Below are 19,669 nucleotides of genomic sequence, written 5' to 3' on the forward strand. Positions count from 1 at the left end.
AGTGGCATGAAGTGGGTTTTTTGAGCTCAAAACGATAAAAATTGGAGAAACGCTGACGTGTTTCGCGGAGCTAACGCTATCAGTCTCGATGCAAAGGGCCGTCTCGCCATGCCGAGCCGGTACCGTGACGAGCTCGTTTCGCGTAGTTCCGGCCAATTGATCGTGACCATTGATGCCGTTGATCCGTGCCTGTGTGTCTACCCGCTCGACGAGTGGGAAATCATTGAAACCAAGTTGCGCGCACTCCCTTCGCTTCGCGAAGAGAACCGTCGCCTGCAGCGTTTATTGATTGGTAATGCCGTCGACCTCGAACTCGACGGCAGTGGTCGTTTTCTGGTTCCACCGCGTCTGCGCGAATACGCCAAGCTTGATAAGAAAGCGATGCTGGTGGGCCAACTGAACAAGTTCCAATTGTGGGACGAGGATGCATGGAACGCGGTGTCTGCCGCTGACCTTGCTGCTATTCAACAACCGGGCGCCATGCCTGACGAACTGCGTGATTTGATCCTGTGACTATTGATAGCGGCTTTAACCACATCACCGTACTGCTTGACGAAGCCGTCGAGGCTCTCGCCGTACGTCCTGATGGCTGCTATCTGGACGGTACGTTCGGGCGCGGCGGGCACAGTCGGCTGATCCTCAGCCAGCTCGGGACGGACGGTCGGCTCATCGGGTTCGACAAAGATCCACAAGCGATTGCCACCGGGCAAACGCTAGCGGCCGAAGACGGCCGCTTTGTCGTTGTGCAGCGCAGCTTTGCCGAGCTGGGTTCGGTGGTTGCCGAGCGAGGTCTGAGCGGCAAGGTCAGCGGTATCCTGCTCGATCTCGGCGTGTCTTCGCCGCAGCTCGACGACGCCGAACGCGGCTTCAGTTTCCTTAACGACGGCCCGCTGGACATGCGCATGGATCCGTCCCGTGGCATCAGCGCCGCCGAGTTCGTCAACACCGCGCCGGTGGAAGAAATCGCCCGGGTGTTCAAGGAATACGGCGAAGAACGTTTCTCCGGGCGCATGGCCCGTGCCGTGGCCGAGCGCCGCGACATCAAGCCGTTCGAGCGCACCGCTGATCTGGCCGAAGTCTTGAAAGTCGCCAACCCGGCGTGGGAGAAGGGCAAGAACCCGGCGACCCGTGCATTCCAGGGTTTGCGCATTCACGTCAACAACGAACTGGGCGATCTGGAAGCCGGCCTCGAAGCCGCACTGGATGCTCTGGAGATCGGTGGCCGTCTGGTGGTCATCAGCTTCCACTCGCTGGAAGACCGCATCGTCAAACTGTTCATGCGCAAGCTGGTGAAAGGCGAAGCCGACAACCTGCCGCGCAACCTGCCCGTGCGCCACGTGGCGTTCGAACCGAAAATCAAAATCCACGGCAAAGCGCAGACGGCCTCCGACGCCGAACTCAAAGCCAACCCACGTTCCCGTAGCGCTGTCATGCGTGTCGCGGAGAAGTTGCGGTGAGCAAGCTTTTCGCCAAGCCCCTGCCGGGCGGCAGCTTTATCATGCTGCTGCTGTTTATCGGCGTGCTCGTGTCGGCCATCGGCGTGTCTTACAGCGCGCACTGGAACCGGCAGTTGCTCAACAATCTTTATAACGAACTCAGCGTGCGCGACAAGGCGCAGGCCGAGTGGGGGCGCCTGATTCTCGAGCAAAGCACCTGGACTGCGCACAGCCGCATCGAAGTGCTGGCCACCGAACAACTGAAAATGCACATCCCTGGCGCGGCTGACGTGAAGATGGTGGCGCCATGATGAAACTCGAAGGGGCACTCTTCCCGTGGCGCTTCCGCCTGATGGTGGCACTGCTCGGCGTGATGGTCGCGGCGATCTGCTGGCGCATCATCGACCTGCAAGTGGTTGACCGTGACTTCCTCAAAGGTCAGGGCGACGCGCGCAGTCTGCGTCATATTCCGATTCCTGCTCACCGTGGTCTGATCACCGACCGCAATGGCGAACCTCTGGCCGTGAGTACCCCGGTGACTACGCTGTGGGCCAACGCCAAGGAAATGCAGACCGCCAAAGAGAAGTGGCCGGCGCTGGCCGCTGCGCTGGGGCAGGATCCGAAAGCCCTGGCCGAGCGTCTCGAAGCCCAGGCCAACAAAGAATTCATTTACCTGGTGCGCGGGCTGACCCCGGAGCAGGGTCAGGCTGTGCTTGACCTGAAAGTGCCGGGCGTTTACGGCATCGAAGAATTCCGCCGCTTCTATCCGGCCGGTGAAGTCACCGCGCACATGGTCGGCTTTACCGACATTGACGATCACGGGCGTGAAGGCGTCGAGCTGGCCTACGACGAGTGGCTGGCCGGTGTCCCGGGCAAACGGCAGGTCATCAAGGATCGGCGCGGTCGGCTGATCAAGGATGTCCAGGTCACCAAGAACGCCAAGGCCGGCAAGCCCTTGGCGTTGTCGATTGACCTGCGTCTGCAATACCTGGCCAACCGCGAGCTGCGCAACGCGATCATCGAGAACGGCGCCAAGGCCGGCAGCCTGGTGATCATGGACGTGAAGACCGGCGAGATTCTCGCCATGGTCAACCAGCCGACCTACAACCCGAACAACCGTCGCAACCTGCAGCCGGCGATGATGCGTAACCGCGCGATGATCGACGTGTTCGAACCGGGTTCGACCATGAAAGCGATCTCGATGAGTGCCGCGATCGAAACCGGCCGCTGGAAACCGAGCGACACCGTCGAGGTGTACCCAGGCTCCCTGCAGATCGGCAAGTACACCATCAAGGACGTGTCGAAGACCGAAGGTCCGGTACTCGACCTGACCGGCATTCTGATCAACTCCAGTAACGTCGGCATGAGTAAGGTCGCGTTCGATATTGGTGGCGAAACCATTTTCCGCCTCGCGCAGAAAGTCGGCCTCGGCCAGGACACCGGCCTCGGCTTCCCGGGCGAGCGCGTCGGCAACCTGCCGAACTACCGCGAATGGCGCAAGGCTGAAACCGCGACGCTGTCCTACGGCTACGGTATTTCCGTGACCGCGATCCAGTTGGTGCACGCGTTCTCGGCGCTGGCCAACAACGGTCGTCTCGCACCGCTGACCCTGATCAAAACCGACAAGCCGCCGCAGACCACCCAGGTACTGCCGGAAGCGGTCGCGAAAACCATGCAAGGCATGCTGCAGCAAGTGATTGAAGCACCGCGCGGCGTGTTCCGTGCGCAGGTGCCGGCGTATCACGTGGCCGGCAAGTCGGGTACTGCACGTAAAACGTCGGTGGGCACCAAGGGCTACGCCGAAAACTCGTACCGTTCGCTGTTCGCCGGTTTCGGCCCGATGAGCGATCCGCGTTACGCCATCGTGGTGGTGATCGATGAACCGTCCAAGGCCGGTTACTTCGGTGGTCTGGTGTCGGCGCCGGTGTTCAGCCGTGTGATGTCCGGCACCCTGCGTCTGATGAACGTGACCCCGGACAACCTGCCGACCACCCAACAGGCCAACGCTACTCCGGTCGTTCCGCTGAAAGCCAATGGAGGGCGCGGCTGATGTCTCTGAGTCTGAACAAGATATTCCCCCACGCCGGCCACGATCTGCTGATCCGTGAATTGGCGCTGGACAGCCGCAACGTACGCGCGGGTGACCTGTTCCTCGCCGTGCCGGGCGGCAAGTTCGATGGCCGTGCGCACATCGCCGATGCCTTGCAGCGCGGCGCGGCGGCGGTTGCCTATGAAGTGGAAGGTGCCACCGTGCTGCCGATCACCGAAGTGCCGTTGATACCGGTCAAAGGCCTGGCGGCGCAGCTGTCCGATATCGCCGGGCGCTTTTATGGTGAGCCAAGCCATCATCTGAACCTGGTCGGGGTCACTGGCACCAACGGCAAAACCAGCGTGACCCAACTGGTTGCGCAGGCTCTGGATCTGCTCGGCCAGCACTGCGGCATCGTCGGTACGCTGGGTTCCGGCTTCTATGGCGCGCTGGAAAGCGGCCTGCACACCACGCCGAATCCGATCGCCGTGCAAGCGACCCTCGGCGACCTGAAGAAGGCCGGGGCTAAAGCCGTGGCTATGGAAGTGTCGTCTCACGGTCTGGATCAGGGTCGGGTCACCGCATTGGCATTTGATGTGGCGGTGATGACCAACCTGTCCCGCGATCACCTGGATTATCACGGCACCATGCAGGCGTATGCCGAGGCCAAGGCCAAGCTGTTCGCCTGGAATGACCTGAAGTGCCGCGTGGTCAACCTCGACGACGATTTCGGTCGGCAACTGGCCGCCGAAAAACGCGATTCGCGCCTGATCACCTACAGCCTGCTCGACAGCAGCGCCTACCTGTTCTGCCGTGAAGCGCAGTTCGATGACCACGGCGTGCGCGCCACGCTGGTCACGCCGCAGGGCGAGCATCACCTGCGCAGCACGCTGCTCGGTCGTTTCAACCTGAGCAACGTACTGGCGGCAGTCGGCGCCTTGCTCGGTCTGGATTACGCCCTAGACGAAATTCTCAAGGTGCTGCCGAAACTCGAAGGCCCGGCCGGACGCATGCAGCGTCTGGGTGGCGGCACTCAGCCGCTGGTGGTGGTCGATTACGCCCACACCCCGGATGCCCTGGAAAAAGTTCTGACTGCATTGCGCCCACACGTCAAAGGCCAGTTGCTGTGCCTGTTCGGCTGTGGCGGTGATCGTGATCGCGGCAAGCGTCCGCTGATGGCCGAAGTGGTCGAGCGTCTGGCTGATCGCGTACTGGTCACCGATGACAACCCGCGCACGGAAGACCCGGCGCAGATTTTCGACGACATCCGCGCCGGTTTCAGCGCTGTGGATAACGTCACCTTCGTCGCCGGCCGTGGTCAGGCGATTGCGCAACTGATCGCTGGCGCTTCGGCGGATGACGTGATCGTGCTGGCCGGTAAAGGTCACGAGGACTATCAGGAAATCAACGGCGAGCGGCACGCTTTCTCCGATCTGGTCGAGGCCGATCACGCCCTCACCGCGTGGGAGGTGGCCCATGCTTAAGGCCCTGACATTGAGCGAACTGACCAACGTGCTCGACGCCCGTCTGATCAGCAGCGACGCCAGTTTTGATGGCGTCAGCATCGACAGCCGTGCGATCACCGCTGGCCAACTGTTTATTGCCCTGACCGGCCCGCGCTTCGATGGTCACGACTATCTGAGCGATGTCGCCGGCAAAGGCGCGGTCGCGGCACTGGTCGAGCGCGAAGTGCCCGACAGCACCTTGCCGCAACTGCTGGTCAAGGACACCCGCCAGGCCCTCGGCCAGTTGGGTGCGTTGAACCGTGCCGCATTCACCCAGCCAGTCGCGGCCATCACTGGCTCCAGTGGCAAGACCACGGTCAAGGAAATGCTCGCGAGTATCCTGCGTACCCGCGGTCCGGTGCTGGCGACGCGCGGCAATCTGAACAACGACCTCGGCGCACCGCTGACCCTGCTCGAACTGGCCCCGGAACACACCGCCGCCGTGATCGAACTGGGCGCTTCGCGTCTGGGCGAAATCGCCTACACCGTCGGGCTGACCAAGCCACACGTGGCGATTCTCAACAACGCCGGTACCGCCCACGTTGGCGAGTTCGGCGGGCCGGAAAAAATCGTCGAAGCCAAAGGCGAGATCATCGACGGGCTGGCAGCGGATGGCGTCGCCGTGCTCAACCTCGATGACAAGGCCTTTGGCATCTGGAAGCTCCGCGCCGGCGCACGCAAGGTGCTGACCTTCTCCCTGAACAATCCGCAGGCAGACTTCTACGCCAGCGACCTGAGCACCGATGCCCGGGGTTGCCCGGCCTTCAACCTGCATACACCTGAAGGTGTGGAGCACGTTCAGCTGAACCTGCTCGGCACCCATAACGTCTCCAACGCCATGGCTGCCGCCGCTGCCGCTCACGCCCTGGGCGTGTCGCTGTTCGGCATTGCCACCGGGCTTGGCGCGGTACAACCGGTCAAGGGTCGCACCGTCGCGCAACTGGCGAAGAACGGCATGCGCGTGATCGATGACACTTACAACGCAAACCCCACCTCCATGTGCGCGGCCGTTGATATACTCGCCGGCTTTTCCGGCCGCACCGTCCTGGTGCTCGGAGATATCGGCGAGTTGGGCGACTGGGCGGAGCAGGGGCACCGCGACGTGGGCGAATATGCCCGGGGCAAGGTTTCCGCGCTTTACGCGGTCGGGCCGAACATGGTCCACGCCGTGAACGCATTCGGCAAAGAGGCGCATCACTTCGGCACGCAAGCCGAACTGATCCAGGCCCTCGACGCCGAGCAGGACACAAACACCACCATTTTGATCAAGGGTTCGCGCAGTGCAGCGATGGAAAACATCGTTGCGGCTCTGTGCGGGCCCAGTCTGGAGAAACATTAATGCTGCTGCTGCTAGCGGAGTATCTGCAACAGTTCTACAAAGGCTTCGCGGTCTTCCAGTACCTGACCCTGCGCGGGATCCTCGGTGTGCTGACCGCGCTGGTTTTGTCGCTGTGCTATGGCCCGTGGATGATCCGCACCCTGCAGAACCGTCAGATCGGCCAGTCCGTTCGTAATGACGGCCCGCAATCGCACCTGTCCAAGTCGGGTACGCCAACCATGGGTGGCGCACTGATTTTGTCTTCCATCGGTGTCAGCACCCTGCTGTGGGCTGACCTGAGCAACCGCTACGTGTGGGTCGTGCTGCTGGTGACGCTGCTGTTCGGTGCCATCGGCTGGGTCGACGACTACCGCAAAGTGATCGAGAAGAACTCCCGTGGCTTGCCAAGCCGCTGGAAATATTTCTGGCAGTCGGTCTTTGGCCTGGGCGCAGCGATCTTCCTTTATATGACCGCCACCACGCCGGTGGAGACCACGCTGATCCTGCCGATGCTCAAGGACTACAGCATTCCGCTGGGCGCCGGTTTCATCGTGCTGACCTACTTCGTGATCGTCGGTTCGAGCAACGCGGTCAACCTGACCGACGGCCTCGACGGTCTGGCGATCATGCCAACCGTGATGGTCGGCGGCGGTCTGGGCATCTTCTGCTACCTGTCGGGTAACGTGAAATTCGCTGAATACCTGCTGATTCCTTACGTGCCGGGCGCGGGCGAACTGATCGTGTTCTGCGGCGCGCTGATCGGTGCCGGTCTGGGCTTCCTCTGGTTCAACACCTATCCGGCGCAAGTGTTCATGGGCGACGTCGGTGCTCTGGCACTGGGCGCGGCACTGGGCACCATCGCAGTGATCGTGCGTCAGGAAATCGTCCTGTTCATCATGGGCGGCGTGTTCGTGATGGAAACCCTGTCCGTGGTGATCCAGGTTGCTTCTTTCAAAATGACCGGGCGCCGTGTGTTCCGCATGGCACCGATTCATCACCACTTTGAACTCAAGGGCTGGCCCGAGCCACGCGTGATCGTCCGTTTCTGGATCATCACCGTGATTCTCGTGCTGATCGGCCTTGCCACCCTGAAGCTGAGGTAGAACGAGTGTCTCTGATCGCTTCTGACCACTTCCGCATCGTTGTCGGCCTCGGCAAGAGCGGCATGTCCCTGGTTCGCTTCCTGGCGAACCGGGGCGTGTCGTTTGCCGTCGCCGATACGCGGGACAATCCACCGGAACTGGCCACGCTCAAGCGTGACTATCCGCACGTGGAAGTGCGTTGTGGCGAGCTGGACGTCGAATTCCTGTGCCGTGCCGACGAGCTCTACGTGAGCCCTGGCCTGGCGCTGGCGACCCCGGCCCTGCAAGCCGCTGCCGCCCGTGGCGTGAAAATGGCCGGCGACATCGAGTTGTTCGCGCGTAACGCGCGGGCGCCGATCGTGGCCATCACCGGTTCCAACGCGAAAAGCACCGTCACTACTCTGGTCGGTGAGATGGCGGCTGCGGCCGGCAAACGCGTCGCGGTGGGCGGCAACCTCGGTACGCCAGCACTGGAATTGCTCAGCGACGACGTCGAGCTGTATGTGATGGAGCTGTCGAGCTTCCAGCTGGAAACCACCGATCAGCTCAACGCTGAAGTGGCCACCGTGCTGAACATCAGCGAAGACCACATGGACCGCTACAGCGGCCTGCCGGCGTATCACCTGGCCAAGCACCGGATCTTCCGTGGCGCGAAGCAGTTCGTGGTCAACCGTCAGGATGCACTCAGCCGTCCGCTGATCGGCGAGGGCCAGCCATGCTGGACCTTCGGCCTGAACAAACCGGATTTCAAGGCCTTCGGCCTGCGCGAAGAAGACGGCGAGAAATACTTGGCCTTCGAGTTCCAGAACCTGATGCCGGTGCGCGAACTGAAAGTGCGCGGCGCGCATAACCAGGCCAATGCCCTCGCGGCGCTGGCGCTGGGGCATGCGGTCGGCCTGCCGTTCGATGCCATGCTTGATGCCCTGCGTAACTTCACCGGCCTCGAACACCGCTGCCAGTGGCTGCGTGATCTCGACGGCGTCGGTTACTACAACGATTCCAAGGCCACCAACGTCGGCGCCGCTCTGGCTGCCATCGAAGGCCTCGGTGCGGACATCGACGGCAAGGTCGTGCTGATCGCCGGTGGTGATGGCAAGGGGGCCGAGTTCAAGGATATGCGTGATCCGGTGGCGGCCAACTGCCGCGCCGTGATCCTGATGGGCCGCGACTCGGACAAGATCGGCGAGGCCATCGGTGACGCCGTGCCACTGATTCGCGCGACCTCGCTGGTCGACGCCGTTGCGCAGTGCCGCGCAGTCGCCCAGCCGGGTGACGTAGTGCTGCTGTCGCCGGCCTGCGCCAGTTTCGACATGTTCAAGAATTACGAAGACCGTGGTCACCAGTTCGTCCGCGCCGTGGAGGATCTGGCATGAGCCTGCGCAATATCATCAAGCCGTACCCGTCGCCGATCATCACCGGCCGTGGCATCGACCTCGACTTCCCGATGCTCGCCGGTTGCCTGGCGCTCCTGGGCCTGGGCCTGATCATGATCGCCTCGGCCTCCACTGAAGTGGCGGCGGCGCAGTCGGGCAGCGCGCTGTATTACATGATTCGCCACCTGATCTACGTGGCACTGGGCCTCGGCGCGTGCATCATCACCATGATGATTCCGATTGCCACCTGGCAGCGTCTGGGCTGGATGATGCTGATCGGCGCATTCGGTCTGCTGGTGATGGTGATCGTCCCGGGGATCGGCCGTGAAGTGAACGGGTCGATGCGCTGGATCGGTTTCAGCTTCTTCAACGTTCAGCCGTCCGAGATCGCCAAGGTGTTTGTGGTGATCTACCTCGCCGGTTATCTGGTGCGTCGGCAGAAAGAAGTGCGCGAGAGCTGGATGGGCTTCTTCAAGCCGTTCATCGTGCTGCTGCCGATGGCGGGTCTGTTGCTGATGGAGCCGGACTTCGGTGCCACCGTGGTAATGATGGGGGCTGCGGCGGCGATGCTGTTCCTCGGCGGAGTCGGGCTGTTCCGCTTCTCGCTGATGGTGGTTCTCGCAGTCGGGGCCGTGGTCTTGCTGATTCAGATGCAGCCCTACCGGATGGCGCGTCTGACTAACTTCGCCGACCCGTGGGCCGACCAGTTCGGCGCGGGTTATCAGTTGTCGCAGGCGTTGATTGCCTTCGGTCGCGGTGAGTGGCTGGGCGTTGGCCTGGGCAACAGCGTGCAGAAACAGTTCTACCTGCCTGAAGCGCACACCGACTTCGTGTTCTCCGTACTTGCCGAAGAGCTGGGTGCGGTGGGTTCGCTGTGCACCGTGGCGCTGTTCGTCTTCGTCTGTATTCGCGGCATGTACATCGGTCTGTGGGCCGAGAAGGCCAAGCAGTTCTTCGCCGCTTATGTGGCTTACGGTCTGTCGTTCCTGTGGATCGGTCAGTTCCTGATCAACATCGGCGTGAATGTCGGCCTGTTGCCGACCAAGGGCCTGACCCTGCCGTTCCTCAGCTATGGCGGTAGTTCCCTGGTGATCTGCTGTGCCTGCCTCGGCTTGTTGCTGAGGATCGAGTGGGAGAGTCGAACCCACCTGGGCAGTGAAGAGATGGAGTTCCATGAGAGCGACTTCGCCGAGGAGCCGAACCATGGGCGCTAACGTATTGATCATGGCCGGCGGCACCGGCGGCCACGTGTTCCCGGCGCTGTCCTGTGCCCGTGAATTCCAGGCGCGCGGCTACACCGTGCACTGGCTCGGCACGCCCCGCGGAATCGAAAACGAACTGGTGCCGGCTGCAGGTCTTGAACTGCATCGCATCAACGCCACCGGATTGCGTGGCAAGGGCAAGCTGTCGCTGCTCAAGGCACCGTTCATGTTGCTCAAGTCGGTGTGGCAGGCGCGGGCGGTGATTCGCAAGTTGCGTCCAGTCTGCGTGGTCGGCTTCGGTGGTTATGTGACCGGGCCTGGCGGGATTGCCGCGAAACTGGCCGGTGTGCCGGTGATCGTTCACGAGCAGAACGCCGTGGCCGGCACCGCCAATCGGTTGTTGGTGCCGTTCGCCGCCCGGGTGTGTGAAGCATTCCCCGACACCTTTACTCTGTCGGACACCCGCCGTACCACCGGAAACCCGGTGCGCAGCGAGCTGTTCCTCGAAACATCGCGACCGGCTCTGGCCGGGCGCAAAGCGCGTTTGCTGATCCTCGGCGGAAGCCTGGGCGCAGAACCGTTGAACAAGTTGCTGCCTGAAGCCCTGGCGCAAGTCCCTGCCGATTTGCGTCCGGAAGTGTTTCATCAGGCCGGCAAAAACCACGATGAAGTGACTGCAGAGCGCTACCGCGCCGCCGGCGTGGATGCGCAGGTGCAGCCCTTTATCAAAGACATGGCCCAGGCCTATGGCTGGGCTGACCTGGTGGTGTGCCGCGCTGGCGCGCTGACCATCAGTGAGCTGGCTGCCGTTGGTCTGCCCTCGATGCTGGTGCCTTTGCCCCACGCGATCGACGATCACCAGACCCGCAACGCCGATTATTTGGCCCGTGAAGGCGCTGCCTTCGTGATGCCGCAAAGAACGACTGGTGCCGCGGACCTTGCCGCGCGCCTGACAGAGGTCTTGATGCAACCGCAACGACTCGAAGAAATGGCCCAAGCGGCCCGCCGTCTGGCCAAACCCGATGCCACCCGTAGCGTGGTCGATACCTGCCTGGAGGTGGCCCATGGTTGAGAATCAGAAAGCCATGCCACAACCGGAAATGCGCCGCATCCGTCGCATCCACTTCGTCGGTATCGGCGGCGTGGGCATGTGCGGCATCGCTGAAGTGTTGCTGAACCTGGGCTATGAAGTGTCCGGTTCCGACCTGAAGGCTTCGCCGGTGACCGAGCGTCTGGAATCGTTCGGTGCGCACATCTATATCGGTCACCGTGCCGAGAACGCTGCGACCGCCGATGTGCTGGTGGTTTCCAGCGCTGTGAACACCTCCAACCCGGAAGTGGCGACCGCCCTTGAGCGTCGTATCCCGGTGGTACCGCGTGCCGAGATGCTCGCCGAGCTGATGCGCTATCGCCACGGCATCGCCGTCGCCGGTACCCACGGCAAAACCACCACCACCAGCCTGATCGCTTCGGTGTTCGCCGCCGGAGGCCTGGACCCGACTTTCGTTATCGGTGGCCGTCTGAATGCCGCGGGCACCAATGCCCAGCTCGGCACCAGCCGCTACCTGATCGCCGAAGCCGACGAAAGCGACGCGAGTTTCCTGCACCTGCAACCGCTGGTGGCCGTGGTCACCAACATCGACGCCGACCACATGGCGACCTACGACGGTGACTTCAACAAGCTGAAGAAAACCTTCGTCGAGTTCCTGCACAACCTGCCGTTCTACGGTTTGGCGGTGATGTGCCTGGACGATCCGGTGGTGCGTGAAATCCTGCCGCTGGTCAAACGTCCGACCGTGACCTACGGCTTCAGCGAAGACGCCGACGTGCGCGCGATCAATGTGCGCCAGCAAGGCATGCAGACCTTCTTCACCGTACTGCGCCCGGATCGCGAGCCGCTGGACGTGTCCGTGAACATGCCGGGCAACCACAACGTGCTCAACTCGCTGGCGACCATCTGCATCGCCAGCGACGAAGGGGTCAGCGACGAAGCCATCGTCCAGGGCCTTTCCGGGTTCCAGGGCGTTGGCCGACGCTTCCAGGTCTATGGCGAACTGCCGGTGGACGGCGGCAACGTGATGCTGGTCGACGACTACGGTCACCACCCGACCGAAGTCGCGGCCGTGATCAAAGCCGTGCGCGGTGGCTGGCCGGAGCGCCGTCTGGTGATGGTCTACCAGCCGCACCGTTACAGCCGCACCCGTGACCTGTACGACGATTTTGTCAATGTACTGGCCGATGCCAACGTGCTGCTGCTGATGGAAGTCTATCCGGCCGGCGAAGAGCCGATCCCGGGCGCGGACAGCCGCAAGCTGTGCAACAGCATCCGTCAGCGTGGTCAGCTCGACCCGATCTACATCGAGCGCGGTGTCGACCTCGCGCCGCTGGTCAAGCCGCTGCTGCGTGCCGGCGACATCCTGCTGTGCCAGGGTGCCGGGGATATCGGCGGTCTCGCGCCGAAGCTGTTGAAAAGTGAATTGTTCGCCGGCGCCGTGGCGGCGTCGGTCGAGGGGAAGTTGAAATGACTGCTGCCTACGCCAACCTGTTCTCCACCATCGCGCCGAAAGATTTCGGCCGTGTCGCCGTGCTGTTCGGTGGCATGAGTGCTGAGCGTGAGGTTTCGCTGAAATCCGGTAACGCCGTGCTCGACGCGCTGCAAAGCGCGGGCGTGGACGCGTTCGGGATCGACGTCGGCGAGGATTTTCTGCAGCGTCTGCTGAATGAAAAGATCGACCGCGCGTTCATCATTCTCCACGGTCGTGGCGGTGAAGACGGCTCGATGCAGGGCCTGCTCGAATGCGCCGGTATTCCGTACACCGGCAGCGGCATCCTCGCTTCGGCACTGGCGATGGACAAACTGCGCACCAAGCAGGTCTGGCACAGCCTCGGGATTCCGACGCCGCGTCACGCTGTGCTGTGCAGCGAAGCCGATTGTATTTCCGCGGCGACGGAACTGGGCTTCCCTTTGATCGTCAAACCGGCGCATGAAGGTTCAAGTATCGGGATGGCCAAAGTGAGTTCTGCGTCCGAGTTGATCGACGCATGGAAAGCGGCCAGTACCTACGATTCGCAAGTCTTGGTTGAACAATGGATTCAAGGTCCGGAGTTCACCATCGCCACCCTGCGTGACCAGGTGTTGCCTCCTATCGCCCTGGGTACACCGCACACGTTCTACGACTACGACGCCAAGTACATCGCCAACGATACCCAGTACCGCATTCCGTGCGGGCTGGATGCCGCCAAGGAGCAGGAACTCATGGATCTCACGGCCAAGGCCTGTGAGGCGCTGGGTATTGCCGGTTGGGGCAGGGCGGACGTGATGCAGGACGCCGACGGACAGTTCTGGTTCCTGGAAGTGAACACCGCACCGGGCATGACCGATCACAGTCTGGTGCCGATGGCGGCCCGTGCTGCCGGTCTGGACTTCCAGCAACTGGTTCTGGCCATTCTGGCCGCCAGTGTTGAAGGCTCCGGTCATACAGAGGCGCGAGGTTAAGACCATGCAAGGCGCTCATCTCAGACATCAGCCACCCGCACCCGGCCGCAAGCCGGTGCCGCGGGGTGCCAGCCGAATGGTGGCCAAAGAGCCGATGTCCGCGCGCCTGCCGAAAGCCAATTTCGGCTTTCTGAAAAGCCTGTTCTGGCCGGTGCTGCTGGTGGCGCTCGGGTTCGGTACCTACGAAGGCGCGCAGCGTTTGCTGCCTTACGCTGACAGGCCGATCACCAAGATCGCCGTGCAGGGCGACCTGAGCTACATCAGTCAGCAAGCGGTGCAGCAGCGAATCGCCCCGTACGTGGCGTCGAGCTTCTTCACCATTGATCTGGCCAGCATGCGGACCGAGCTTGAGCAGATGCCATGGATCGCCCACGCCGAAGTACGCCGGGTGTGGCCGGATCAGGTGGTGATCCGCCTCGAAGAGCAACTGCCGGTGGCCCGTTGGGGCGACGAGTCGCTGCTCAACAACCAGGGTCAGGCCTTCACGCCAAAGGAGTTGGCGAACTACGAACACCTGCCACAGCTGTTCGGCCCACAACGGGCCCAGCAGCAAGTGATGCAGCAGTATCAGGTGCTGAGCCAGATGCTCCGGCCGCTGGGCTTCTCGATCGCGCGCCTGGAACTGCGTGAACGTGGCAGCTGGTTCCTGACCACCGGTGCCGGCAGCTCCGGCCCCGGCATCGAGTTGCTGCTGGGACGCGGCAACCTGGTGGAAAAGATGCGCCGCTTCATTGCCATCTATGACAAGACGCTTAAAGACCAGATTACGAACATTGCGCGCATCGATCTGCGCTACGCCAACGGCCTCGCTGTTGGCTGGCGGGAACCAGTAGCGCCGACGACAGCCCAACCCGCTGTCGCAAAGAATTAAGAAGAGGCAGGACCCATGGCAAACGTGCAAAGCGGCAAAATGATCGTCGGTCTGGATATCGGCACCTCCAAGGTGGTGGCGCTGGTAGGCGAGGTCGCGGACGACGGCACGCTGGAAATCGTCGGTATCGGTACTCACCCGTCCCGCGGCCTGAAGAAGGGCGTGGTGGTGAACATCGAGTCCACCGTGCAATCGATCCAGCGCGCGATCGAAGAAGCCCAACTGATGGCGGGCTGCCGCATTCACTCGGCGTTCGTCGGCGTGGCCGGCAATCACATCCGCAGCCTGAACTCCCACGGCATCGTGGCGATTCGTGACCGCGAAGTGAGCTCGGCTGACCTGGAGCGCGTACTCGACGCCGCCCAGGCCGTGGCGATCCCGGCTGACCAGCGCGTGCTGCACACCCTGCCGCAGGATTACGTGATCGATAACCAGGAAGGCGTCCGCGAGCCTCTGGGCATGTCCGGCGTCCGTCTGGAAGCCAAGGTTCACGTGGTCACCTGCGCCGTCAATGCTGCCCAGAACATTGAAAAATGCGTGCGTCGCTGCGGTCTGGAAATCGACGACATCATTCTCGAGCAACTGGCCTCGGCCTACTCGGTACTGACCGACGACGAAAAAGAGCTGGGCGTGTGCCTGGTCGACATCGGCGGCGGCACCACCGACATCGCGATCTTCACCGAAGGCGCGATCCGCCACACCGCGGTGATCCCGATTGCCGGTGATCAGGTGACCAACGACATCGCCATGGCTTTGCGCACCCCGACCCAGTACGCCGAAGAGATCAAGATCCGCTACGCCTGCGCCCTGGCCAAACTGGCCGGTGCCGGCGAAACCATCAAGGTGCCGAGCGTTGGCGACCGTCCACCGCGCGAACTGTCGCGTCAGGCCCTGGCCGAAGTGGTCGAGCCGCGTTACGACGAACTGTTCACCCTGATCCAGGCCGAACTGCGTCGCAGCGGCTACGAAGACCTGATCCCGGCGGGCATCGTCCTGACCGGCGGTACGTCGAAGATGGAAGGTGCCACCGAACTGGCTGAAGAAATCTTCCACATGCCGGTGCGCCTGGGCGTGCCGCATGGCGTGAAGGGCCTGGATGACGTGGTGCGCAACCCGATTTATTCCACTGGCGTGGGCTTGTTGATGTACGGCCTGCAGAAGCAGTCCGACGGGATCTCGTTCTCGGGCATCGGCAGCCGCGACAGCTACAGCAACGATGAGCCACAGGCACCGTTGCTGGACCGATTGAAGAAGTGGGTTCAAGGCAACTTCTAACGCTTTACCGCAACACCGCTACAAAAATGCAGTAGGCGAAAAAACTAGAGAATGTAAGGAGAGGGAAAATGTTCGAACTCGTAGACAACATCCCCGCAAGCCCGGTAATCAAAGTTATCGGTGTTGGCGGTGGCGGCGGCAACGCTGTCAACCACATGGTCAAGAGCAACATCGAAGGCGTCGAATTCATCTGCGCCAACACTGATGCTCAAGCGCTGAAAAACATCGGCGCGCGCACCATCCTGCAACTGGGCACCGGCGTGACCAAAGGTCTCGGCGCTGGCGCCAACCCTGAAGTAGGTCGTCAGGCCGCTCTCGAAGACCGTGAGCGCATTGCCGAAGTCCTGCAGGGCACCAACATGGTGTTCATCACCACTGGCATGGGCGGCGGTACCGGTACCGGTGCTGCACCGATCATCGCCGAAGTGGCCAAGGAAATGGGCATCCTGACCGTTGCGGTCGTGACCCGTCCGTTCCCGTTCGAAGGCCGCAAGCGTATGCAGATCGCCGACGAAGGCATCCGCATGCTCTCCGAAAGCGTCGACTCGTTGATCACTATCCCCAACGAGAAGCTGCTGACCATCCTCGGTAAAGACGCAAGCCTCTTGTCGGCTTTCGCCAAGGCTGACGACGTACTGGCCGGTGCCGTTCGCGGTATCTCCGACATCATCAAGCGTCCGGGCATGATCAACGTCGACTTCGCCGACGTGCGTACCGTGATGAGCGAAATGGGCATGGCGATGATGGGCACTGGCTGCGCCAGCGGTCCGAACCGTGCGCGTGAAGCGACCGAAGCGGCCATCCGCAACCCGCTGCTGGAAGACGTGAACCTGCAAGGTGCACGCGGCATCCTGGTGAACATCACCGCCGGTCCTGACCTGTCCCTGGGTGAGTACTCCGACGTGGGTAGCATCATCGAAGCCTTCGCTTCCGAGCACGCAATGGTCAAGGTCGGTACCGTTATCGATCCGGACATGCGCGACGAACTGCACGTCACCGTGGTTGCCACCGGTCTGGGTGCGAAAATCGAGAAGCCTGTGAAGGTCATCGACAACACCGTTCACACCTCCATGGCTGCCGCTCAGGTTCAACAACCTGCTCCTGCGCGTCAGGAAGCTCCGGCGGTGAACTACCGTGACCTGGACCGTCCGACCGTCATGCGCAACCAGGCTCAGGCCGGTGCTGCGACTGCCGCGAAGATGAACCCGCAGGACGATCTGGATTACCTGGACATCCCGGCATTCCTGCGTCGTCAGGCCGATTGATGGAATGTATCAGGGCTATGACGGTGATTGGTGTTCAGCAAAGGCTCGGTCTGCTATTATCGCCAGCCTTTGTTGATACCAGTTCGCAATTTGCGCTGAAGCGGCCCAAGCCATGATTAAACAACGCACACTGAAAAATATTATCCGTGCCACAGGTGTAGGCCTGCATTCCGGGGAGAAGGTCTACCTGACCCTCAAGCCTGCGCCTGTCGACACTGGCATTGTGTTTTGTCGCGCTGACCTCGACCCTGTGGTGCAGATTCCTGCTCGCGCGGAAAACGTCGGTGAAACCACTATGTCGACGACGCTGATCAACGGCGACGTCAAAGTGGACACGGTAGAGCACTTGCTCTCGGCCATGGCTGGCCTGGGCATCGATAACGCCTACGTCGAGCTCTCCGCGTCCGAAGTCCCGATCATGGATGGTAGCGCTGGACCGTTCGTATTCCTGATTCAATCGGCTGGCCTGGAAGAGCAGGACGCCGCCAAGAAATTCATCCGCATCCTGCGTGAAGTGACAGTGGAAGACGGCGACAAGCGCGCCACTTTCGTCCCTTTCGAAGGGTTCAAGGTGAGCTTCGAGATCGATTTCGATCACCCGGTTTTCCGGGACCGCACCCAAAGTGCAAGCGTGGATTTTTCCAGCACTTCGTTCGTAAAAGAAGTCAGCCGCGCCCGTACTTTCGGTTTCATGAGTGATATCGAGTACCTGCGCAAGCACAACCTCGCACTCGGCGGCAGCGTTGAAAACGCGATCGTGGTTGATTCCGATGGTGTACTGAACGAAGACGGCCTTCGCTACGAAGACGAATTCGTGAAGCACAAGATCCTCGATGCGATTGGCGACCTGTACCTGCTGGGTAACAGCCTGATTGGTGAGTTCAAAGGCTTCAAGTCCGGTCATGCACTGAACAACCAGCTGCTGCGCAAGTTGATTGAGCAGACAGATGCGTGGGAAGTCGTGACGTTCGAAGACGCCAGCACTGCACCGATCTCTTACATGCGCCCGGTTGCGGCGGTGTAAGTAAAAAACCTCTCTAGTTTTTTGAAGGCCATCCTCGGATGGCCTTTTTTTATGCCTGCAATTTTTGTGTTGCCTGGGCTGGCCTCTTCGCGAGCAAGCTCGCTCCCACATTTGGAATGCGTTCCCTGGTGGGAGCGAGCTTGCTCGCGAAGACGCCAGTTCAATCGCCGCAAAAATCAGCCAGCCACCACCACCCGATTGCGCCCACCTTCTTTGGCCTGATACAGCGCCTTGTCCGCCGCAAACAGCAGTTGTTCCAGCGACATCTCGACCACCGCCGTCCAGGTGCTGATACCGATACTGACGGTCATCGCCACGTCCGCGCCCTGGACCCTCGGCATCTGCTCGACCGCCTGGCGGATATGTTCGGCAATCTGTCGCGCGCCGCTGCTGTCGGTTTCAGCGAGGATCACCGAGAACTCTTCGCCGCCGTAACGGGCGACCAGATCCCCTGGTCGTCGCACGTTCGCCGTGATTACCCTGGCCAGTTCGCGCAGCGCCTGATCACCGGCCTGATGCCCATGCCGGTCGTTGAAGGCCTTGAAGTGGTCGGCATCGATCATCATCACCGACAGCGGCTTGCCCGAACGCTGGGCGCGGAACCATTCGTGGCGCAGCGACTGATCGAGCATCCGCCGGTTGGCCACGCCGGTCAGCGCATCGGTGGCGGCCAGTTGCGCCAGTTCACGTTCGGCGCGCTGGCGCAGGCGCAGCTCACGGGCAAGTAGCCAGGTCAGCCACAGCAGCCCGGCACACAGCACGCCGGTGGCGCCGCTGATCAACAGCGCGGTGCGGCGCCAGGTGCCGAACACCTCATCACTGGAGAGCGCGACCATCACCGTCAACGGCAGATTGCCGACCCGCGAATAGGTGTAAAGCCGTTGCTGATGATCCATGCTCGAAGTGCTGGTGAAACTGCCACTGCCGTCCTTGTCGCCGAGAATCCGCACCACGTTGGGCCGGTTGCCGAAACTCTTGCCGATGGAGTCGCTTTGCAGATAAGGCTTCTGCGCCAGCAGCACGCCGTCGCTGTTGATGATGTTCAGCGTGCTGTCTTTGCCGATATCGAGGCTGTTGAACAGTTGATCGAAGTAGTCGAGTTTCATCGACGCCACCGCCACACCGGCGAATTCTCCAGTGTCCGAAGAAATCCGCCGACTGAAGCTGATGCGCCACTGATTGGCTTCGTCGCAATCGCAGCGGGTCTTGAACGGGCGGCTGATGAACATGCCCATGTCACGGTTGAAGGCATGGGCGAGGAAATAATCGCGGTCGGCGAAGTTGCCCGGTTTGGGTTCGATGCGTGATGAGTCGGCGACCACATCGCCATGCTTGTCGAGCAGCAGGATGTCGCCCTTGAAGCGCGCGGTAGTGGAGCGGTCGAACAGCGCCAGATGGCGGATCTGCGGGGTGACGTCGCGCAGATCATCACGCTGGGCGGCGGCGATCAGGCCTTGCAAGGTCAGGTCGTACAGCTCGACCGTGCGCAGGACGTCGGCGTCGATCAACTGGGCGATGGTGGTGGCACTGCGGGTGGCCGCTTCCTGAGCGTTGGCGTGCTCACGAATCAGCAGAAAAGTGACGATGCACAGAATCGCGATCACGGTCAGCGAACTGCCGCAGATCAGCAGCAATTCGGGGCGTCCGGTCTTGCCCGCCAGAGGTGGGGTACGGCTCGCGATCATGATGGGGGCTGTCGGTTGGGAGGATCTTATTAGCGTAGTTGCATCAAGTCAGTGACGGTATTCCATTGTGGGAGCGGGCTTGCTCGCGAATGCGCCGTGTCATTCAAC

At 61.8% G+C, this 19,669-nt stretch carries 17 protein-coding genes; 16 read left to right on the top strand and 1 reads right to left on the bottom strand.

Annotated elements, in window-relative coordinates; all coding sequences use genetic code 11:
* Nucleotides 1-57 precede the first annotated feature (57 nt).
* The 16 genes from mraZ (at nucleotide 58) to lpxC (ending at nucleotide 17,876) form a co-directional block, all read left to right on the top strand.
* The gene (gene mraZ, locus J1G18_RS20025; RefSeq protein ID WP_003228026.1) at nucleotides 58-513 is read left to right on the top strand and encodes a division/cell wall cluster transcriptional repressor MraZ; all 456 of its coding nucleotides are present in this window, start codon (nucleotides 58-60) and stop codon (nucleotides 511-513) included.
* On the top strand, nucleotides 510-1,457 hold the full coding sequence (gene rsmH, locus J1G18_RS20030; RefSeq protein ID WP_027612185.1) for a 16S rRNA (cytosine(1402)-N(4))-methyltransferase RsmH: 948 nt from the start codon (nucleotides 510-512) through the stop codon (nucleotides 1,455-1,457). The genes mraZ and rsmH overlap by 4 nt, the downstream gene beginning before the upstream one ends.
* A complete protein-coding gene (gene ftsL / locus J1G18_RS20035) occupies nucleotides 1,454-1,747 on the top strand; it encodes a cell division protein FtsL (RefSeq protein ID WP_007961627.1) in 294 nt (97 codons plus the stop codon). Before rsmH ends, ftsL begins: the two co-directional genes overlap by 4 nt.
* On the top strand, nucleotides 1,747-3,486 hold the full coding sequence (locus tag J1G18_RS20040; RefSeq protein WP_171061849.1) for a peptidoglycan D,D-transpeptidase FtsI family protein: 1,740 nt from the start codon (nucleotides 1,747-1,749) through the stop codon (nucleotides 3,484-3,486). The genes ftsL and J1G18_RS20040 overlap by 1 nt, the downstream gene beginning before the upstream one ends.
* Nucleotides 3,486-4,949 (top strand): UDP-N-acetylmuramoyl-L-alanyl-D-glutamate--2,6-diaminopimelate ligase, encoded by a 1,464-nt coding sequence (locus tag J1G18_RS20045; protein ID WP_223008317.1) that lies wholly within the window; start codon nucleotides 3,486-3,488, stop codon nucleotides 4,947-4,949. The genes J1G18_RS20040 and J1G18_RS20045 overlap by 1 nt, the downstream gene beginning before the upstream one ends.
* Nucleotides 4,942-6,309 (top strand): UDP-N-acetylmuramoyl-tripeptide--D-alanyl-D-alanine ligase, encoded by a 1,368-nt coding sequence (locus J1G18_RS20050; RefSeq protein ID WP_223008318.1) that lies wholly within the window; start codon nucleotides 4,942-4,944, stop codon nucleotides 6,307-6,309. Before J1G18_RS20045 ends, J1G18_RS20050 begins: the two co-directional genes overlap by 8 nt.
* Nucleotides 6,309-7,391 (top strand): phospho-N-acetylmuramoyl-pentapeptide-transferase, encoded by a 1,083-nt coding sequence (mraY, locus tag J1G18_RS20055; protein WP_007961631.1) that lies wholly within the window; start codon nucleotides 6,309-6,311, stop codon nucleotides 7,389-7,391. Before J1G18_RS20050 ends, mraY begins: the two co-directional genes overlap by 1 nt.
* 5 nt (nucleotides 7,392-7,396) lie before the next feature.
* Nucleotides 7,397-8,743, top strand: a complete 1,347-nt coding sequence (gene murD, locus J1G18_RS20060; protein WP_223008319.1) for a UDP-N-acetylmuramoyl-L-alanine--D-glutamate ligase — start codon at nucleotides 7,397-7,399, stop codon at nucleotides 8,741-8,743.
* Nucleotides 8,740-9,957, top strand: coding sequence for a putative lipid II flippase FtsW (gene ftsW / locus J1G18_RS20065; protein WP_003228018.1), 1,218 nt, complete (start codon nucleotides 8,740-8,742; stop codon nucleotides 9,955-9,957). Before murD ends, ftsW begins: the two co-directional genes overlap by 4 nt.
* Entirely contained in the window at nucleotides 9,947-11,017 is a 1,071-nt protein-coding gene (gene murG / locus J1G18_RS20070) for an undecaprenyldiphospho-muramoylpentapeptide beta-N-acetylglucosaminyltransferase (protein ID WP_027612180.1), read from the top strand. Before ftsW ends, murG begins: the two co-directional genes overlap by 11 nt.
* Nucleotides 11,010-12,470 (top strand): UDP-N-acetylmuramate--L-alanine ligase, encoded by a 1,461-nt coding sequence (gene murC, locus J1G18_RS20075; RefSeq protein ID WP_025109285.1) that lies wholly within the window; start codon nucleotides 11,010-11,012, stop codon nucleotides 12,468-12,470. The genes murG and murC overlap by 8 nt, the downstream gene beginning before the upstream one ends.
* Nucleotides 12,467-13,441, top strand: a complete 975-nt coding sequence (locus tag J1G18_RS20080; protein WP_086791637.1) for a D-alanine--D-alanine ligase — start codon at nucleotides 12,467-12,469, stop codon at nucleotides 13,439-13,441. Before murC ends, J1G18_RS20080 begins: the two co-directional genes overlap by 4 nt.
* 4 nt (nucleotides 13,442-13,445) lie before the next feature.
* Entirely contained in the window at nucleotides 13,446-14,312 is an 867-nt protein-coding gene (locus J1G18_RS20085) for a cell division protein FtsQ/DivIB (protein ID WP_007961636.1), read from the top strand.
* Between the two features lie 15 nt (nucleotides 14,313-14,327).
* Entirely contained in the window at nucleotides 14,328-15,587 is a 1,260-nt protein-coding gene (gene ftsA / locus J1G18_RS20090; RefSeq protein WP_003228014.1) for a cell division protein FtsA, read from the top strand.
* A gap of 68 nt (nucleotides 15,588-15,655) precedes the next feature.
* Nucleotides 15,656-16,852, top strand: a complete 1,197-nt coding sequence (gene ftsZ, locus J1G18_RS20095) for a cell division protein FtsZ (protein ID WP_007961637.1) — start codon at nucleotides 15,656-15,658, stop codon at nucleotides 16,850-16,852.
* Nucleotides 16,853-16,964: 112 nt separating this feature from the next.
* On the top strand, nucleotides 16,965-17,876 hold the full coding sequence (gene lpxC / locus J1G18_RS20100; protein WP_007961638.1) for a UDP-3-O-acyl-N-acetylglucosamine deacetylase: 912 nt from the start codon (nucleotides 16,965-16,967) through the stop codon (nucleotides 17,874-17,876).
* Nucleotides 17,877-18,052: 176 nt separating this feature from the next.
* Here the strand turns inward: lpxC and J1G18_RS20105 are convergent, their stop codons facing one another.
* Nucleotides 18,053-19,561, bottom strand: a complete 1,509-nt coding sequence (locus J1G18_RS20105) for a sensor domain-containing diguanylate cyclase (protein WP_134787301.1) — start codon at nucleotides 19,559-19,561, stop codon at nucleotides 18,053-18,055.
* Between the last annotated feature and the right edge of the window lie 108 nt (nucleotides 19,562-19,669).

Origin of the sequence: Pseudomonas sp. MIS38 (assembly GCF_019891575.1) — a bacterium.
Classification (GTDB): domain Bacteria; phylum Pseudomonadota; class Gammaproteobacteria; order Pseudomonadales; family Pseudomonadaceae; genus Aquipseudomonas; species Aquipseudomonas putida_A.

Bases quoted from the DNA above. Each gene is read 5' to 3' on its own strand.
- mraY (WP_007961631.1), top strand. From the start codon at position 6,309: ATGCTGCTGCTGCTAGCGGAGTATCTGCAACAGTTCTACAAAGGCTTC.
- murC (WP_025109285.1), top strand. From the start codon at position 11,010: ATGGTTGAGAATCAGAAAGCCATGCCACAACCGGAAATGCGCCGCATC.
- J1G18_RS20050 (WP_223008318.1), top strand. From the start codon at position 4,942: ATGCTTAAGGCCCTGACATTGAGCGAACTGACCAACGTGCTCGACGCC.
- murG (WP_027612180.1), top strand. From the start codon at position 9,947: ATGGGCGCTAACGTATTGATCATGGCCGGCGGCACCGGCGGCCACGTG.
- J1G18_RS20040 (WP_171061849.1), top strand. From the start codon at position 1,747: ATGAAACTCGAAGGGGCACTCTTCCCGTGGCGCTTCCGCCTGATGGTG.
- J1G18_RS20080 (WP_086791637.1), top strand. From the start codon at position 12,467: ATGACTGCTGCCTACGCCAACCTGTTCTCCACCATCGCGCCGAAAGAT.
- ftsW (WP_003228018.1), top strand. From the start codon at position 8,740: ATGAGCCTGCGCAATATCATCAAGCCGTACCCGTCGCCGATCATCACC.
- ftsZ (WP_007961637.1), top strand. From the start codon at position 15,656: ATGTTCGAACTCGTAGACAACATCCCCGCAAGCCCGGTAATCAAAGTT.
- J1G18_RS20085 (WP_007961636.1), top strand. From the start codon at position 13,446: ATGCAAGGCGCTCATCTCAGACATCAGCCACCCGCACCCGGCCGCAAG.
- J1G18_RS20045 (WP_223008317.1), top strand. From the start codon at position 3,486: ATGTCTCTGAGTCTGAACAAGATATTCCCCCACGCCGGCCACGATCTG.
- J1G18_RS20105 (WP_134787301.1), bottom strand. From the start codon at position 19,561: ATGATCGCGAGCCGTACCCCACCTCTGGCGGGCAAGACCGGACGCCCC.
- lpxC (WP_007961638.1), top strand. From the start codon at position 16,965: ATGATTAAACAACGCACACTGAAAAATATTATCCGTGCCACAGGTGTA.
- ftsA (WP_003228014.1), top strand. From the start codon at position 14,328: ATGGCAAACGTGCAAAGCGGCAAAATGATCGTCGGTCTGGATATCGGC.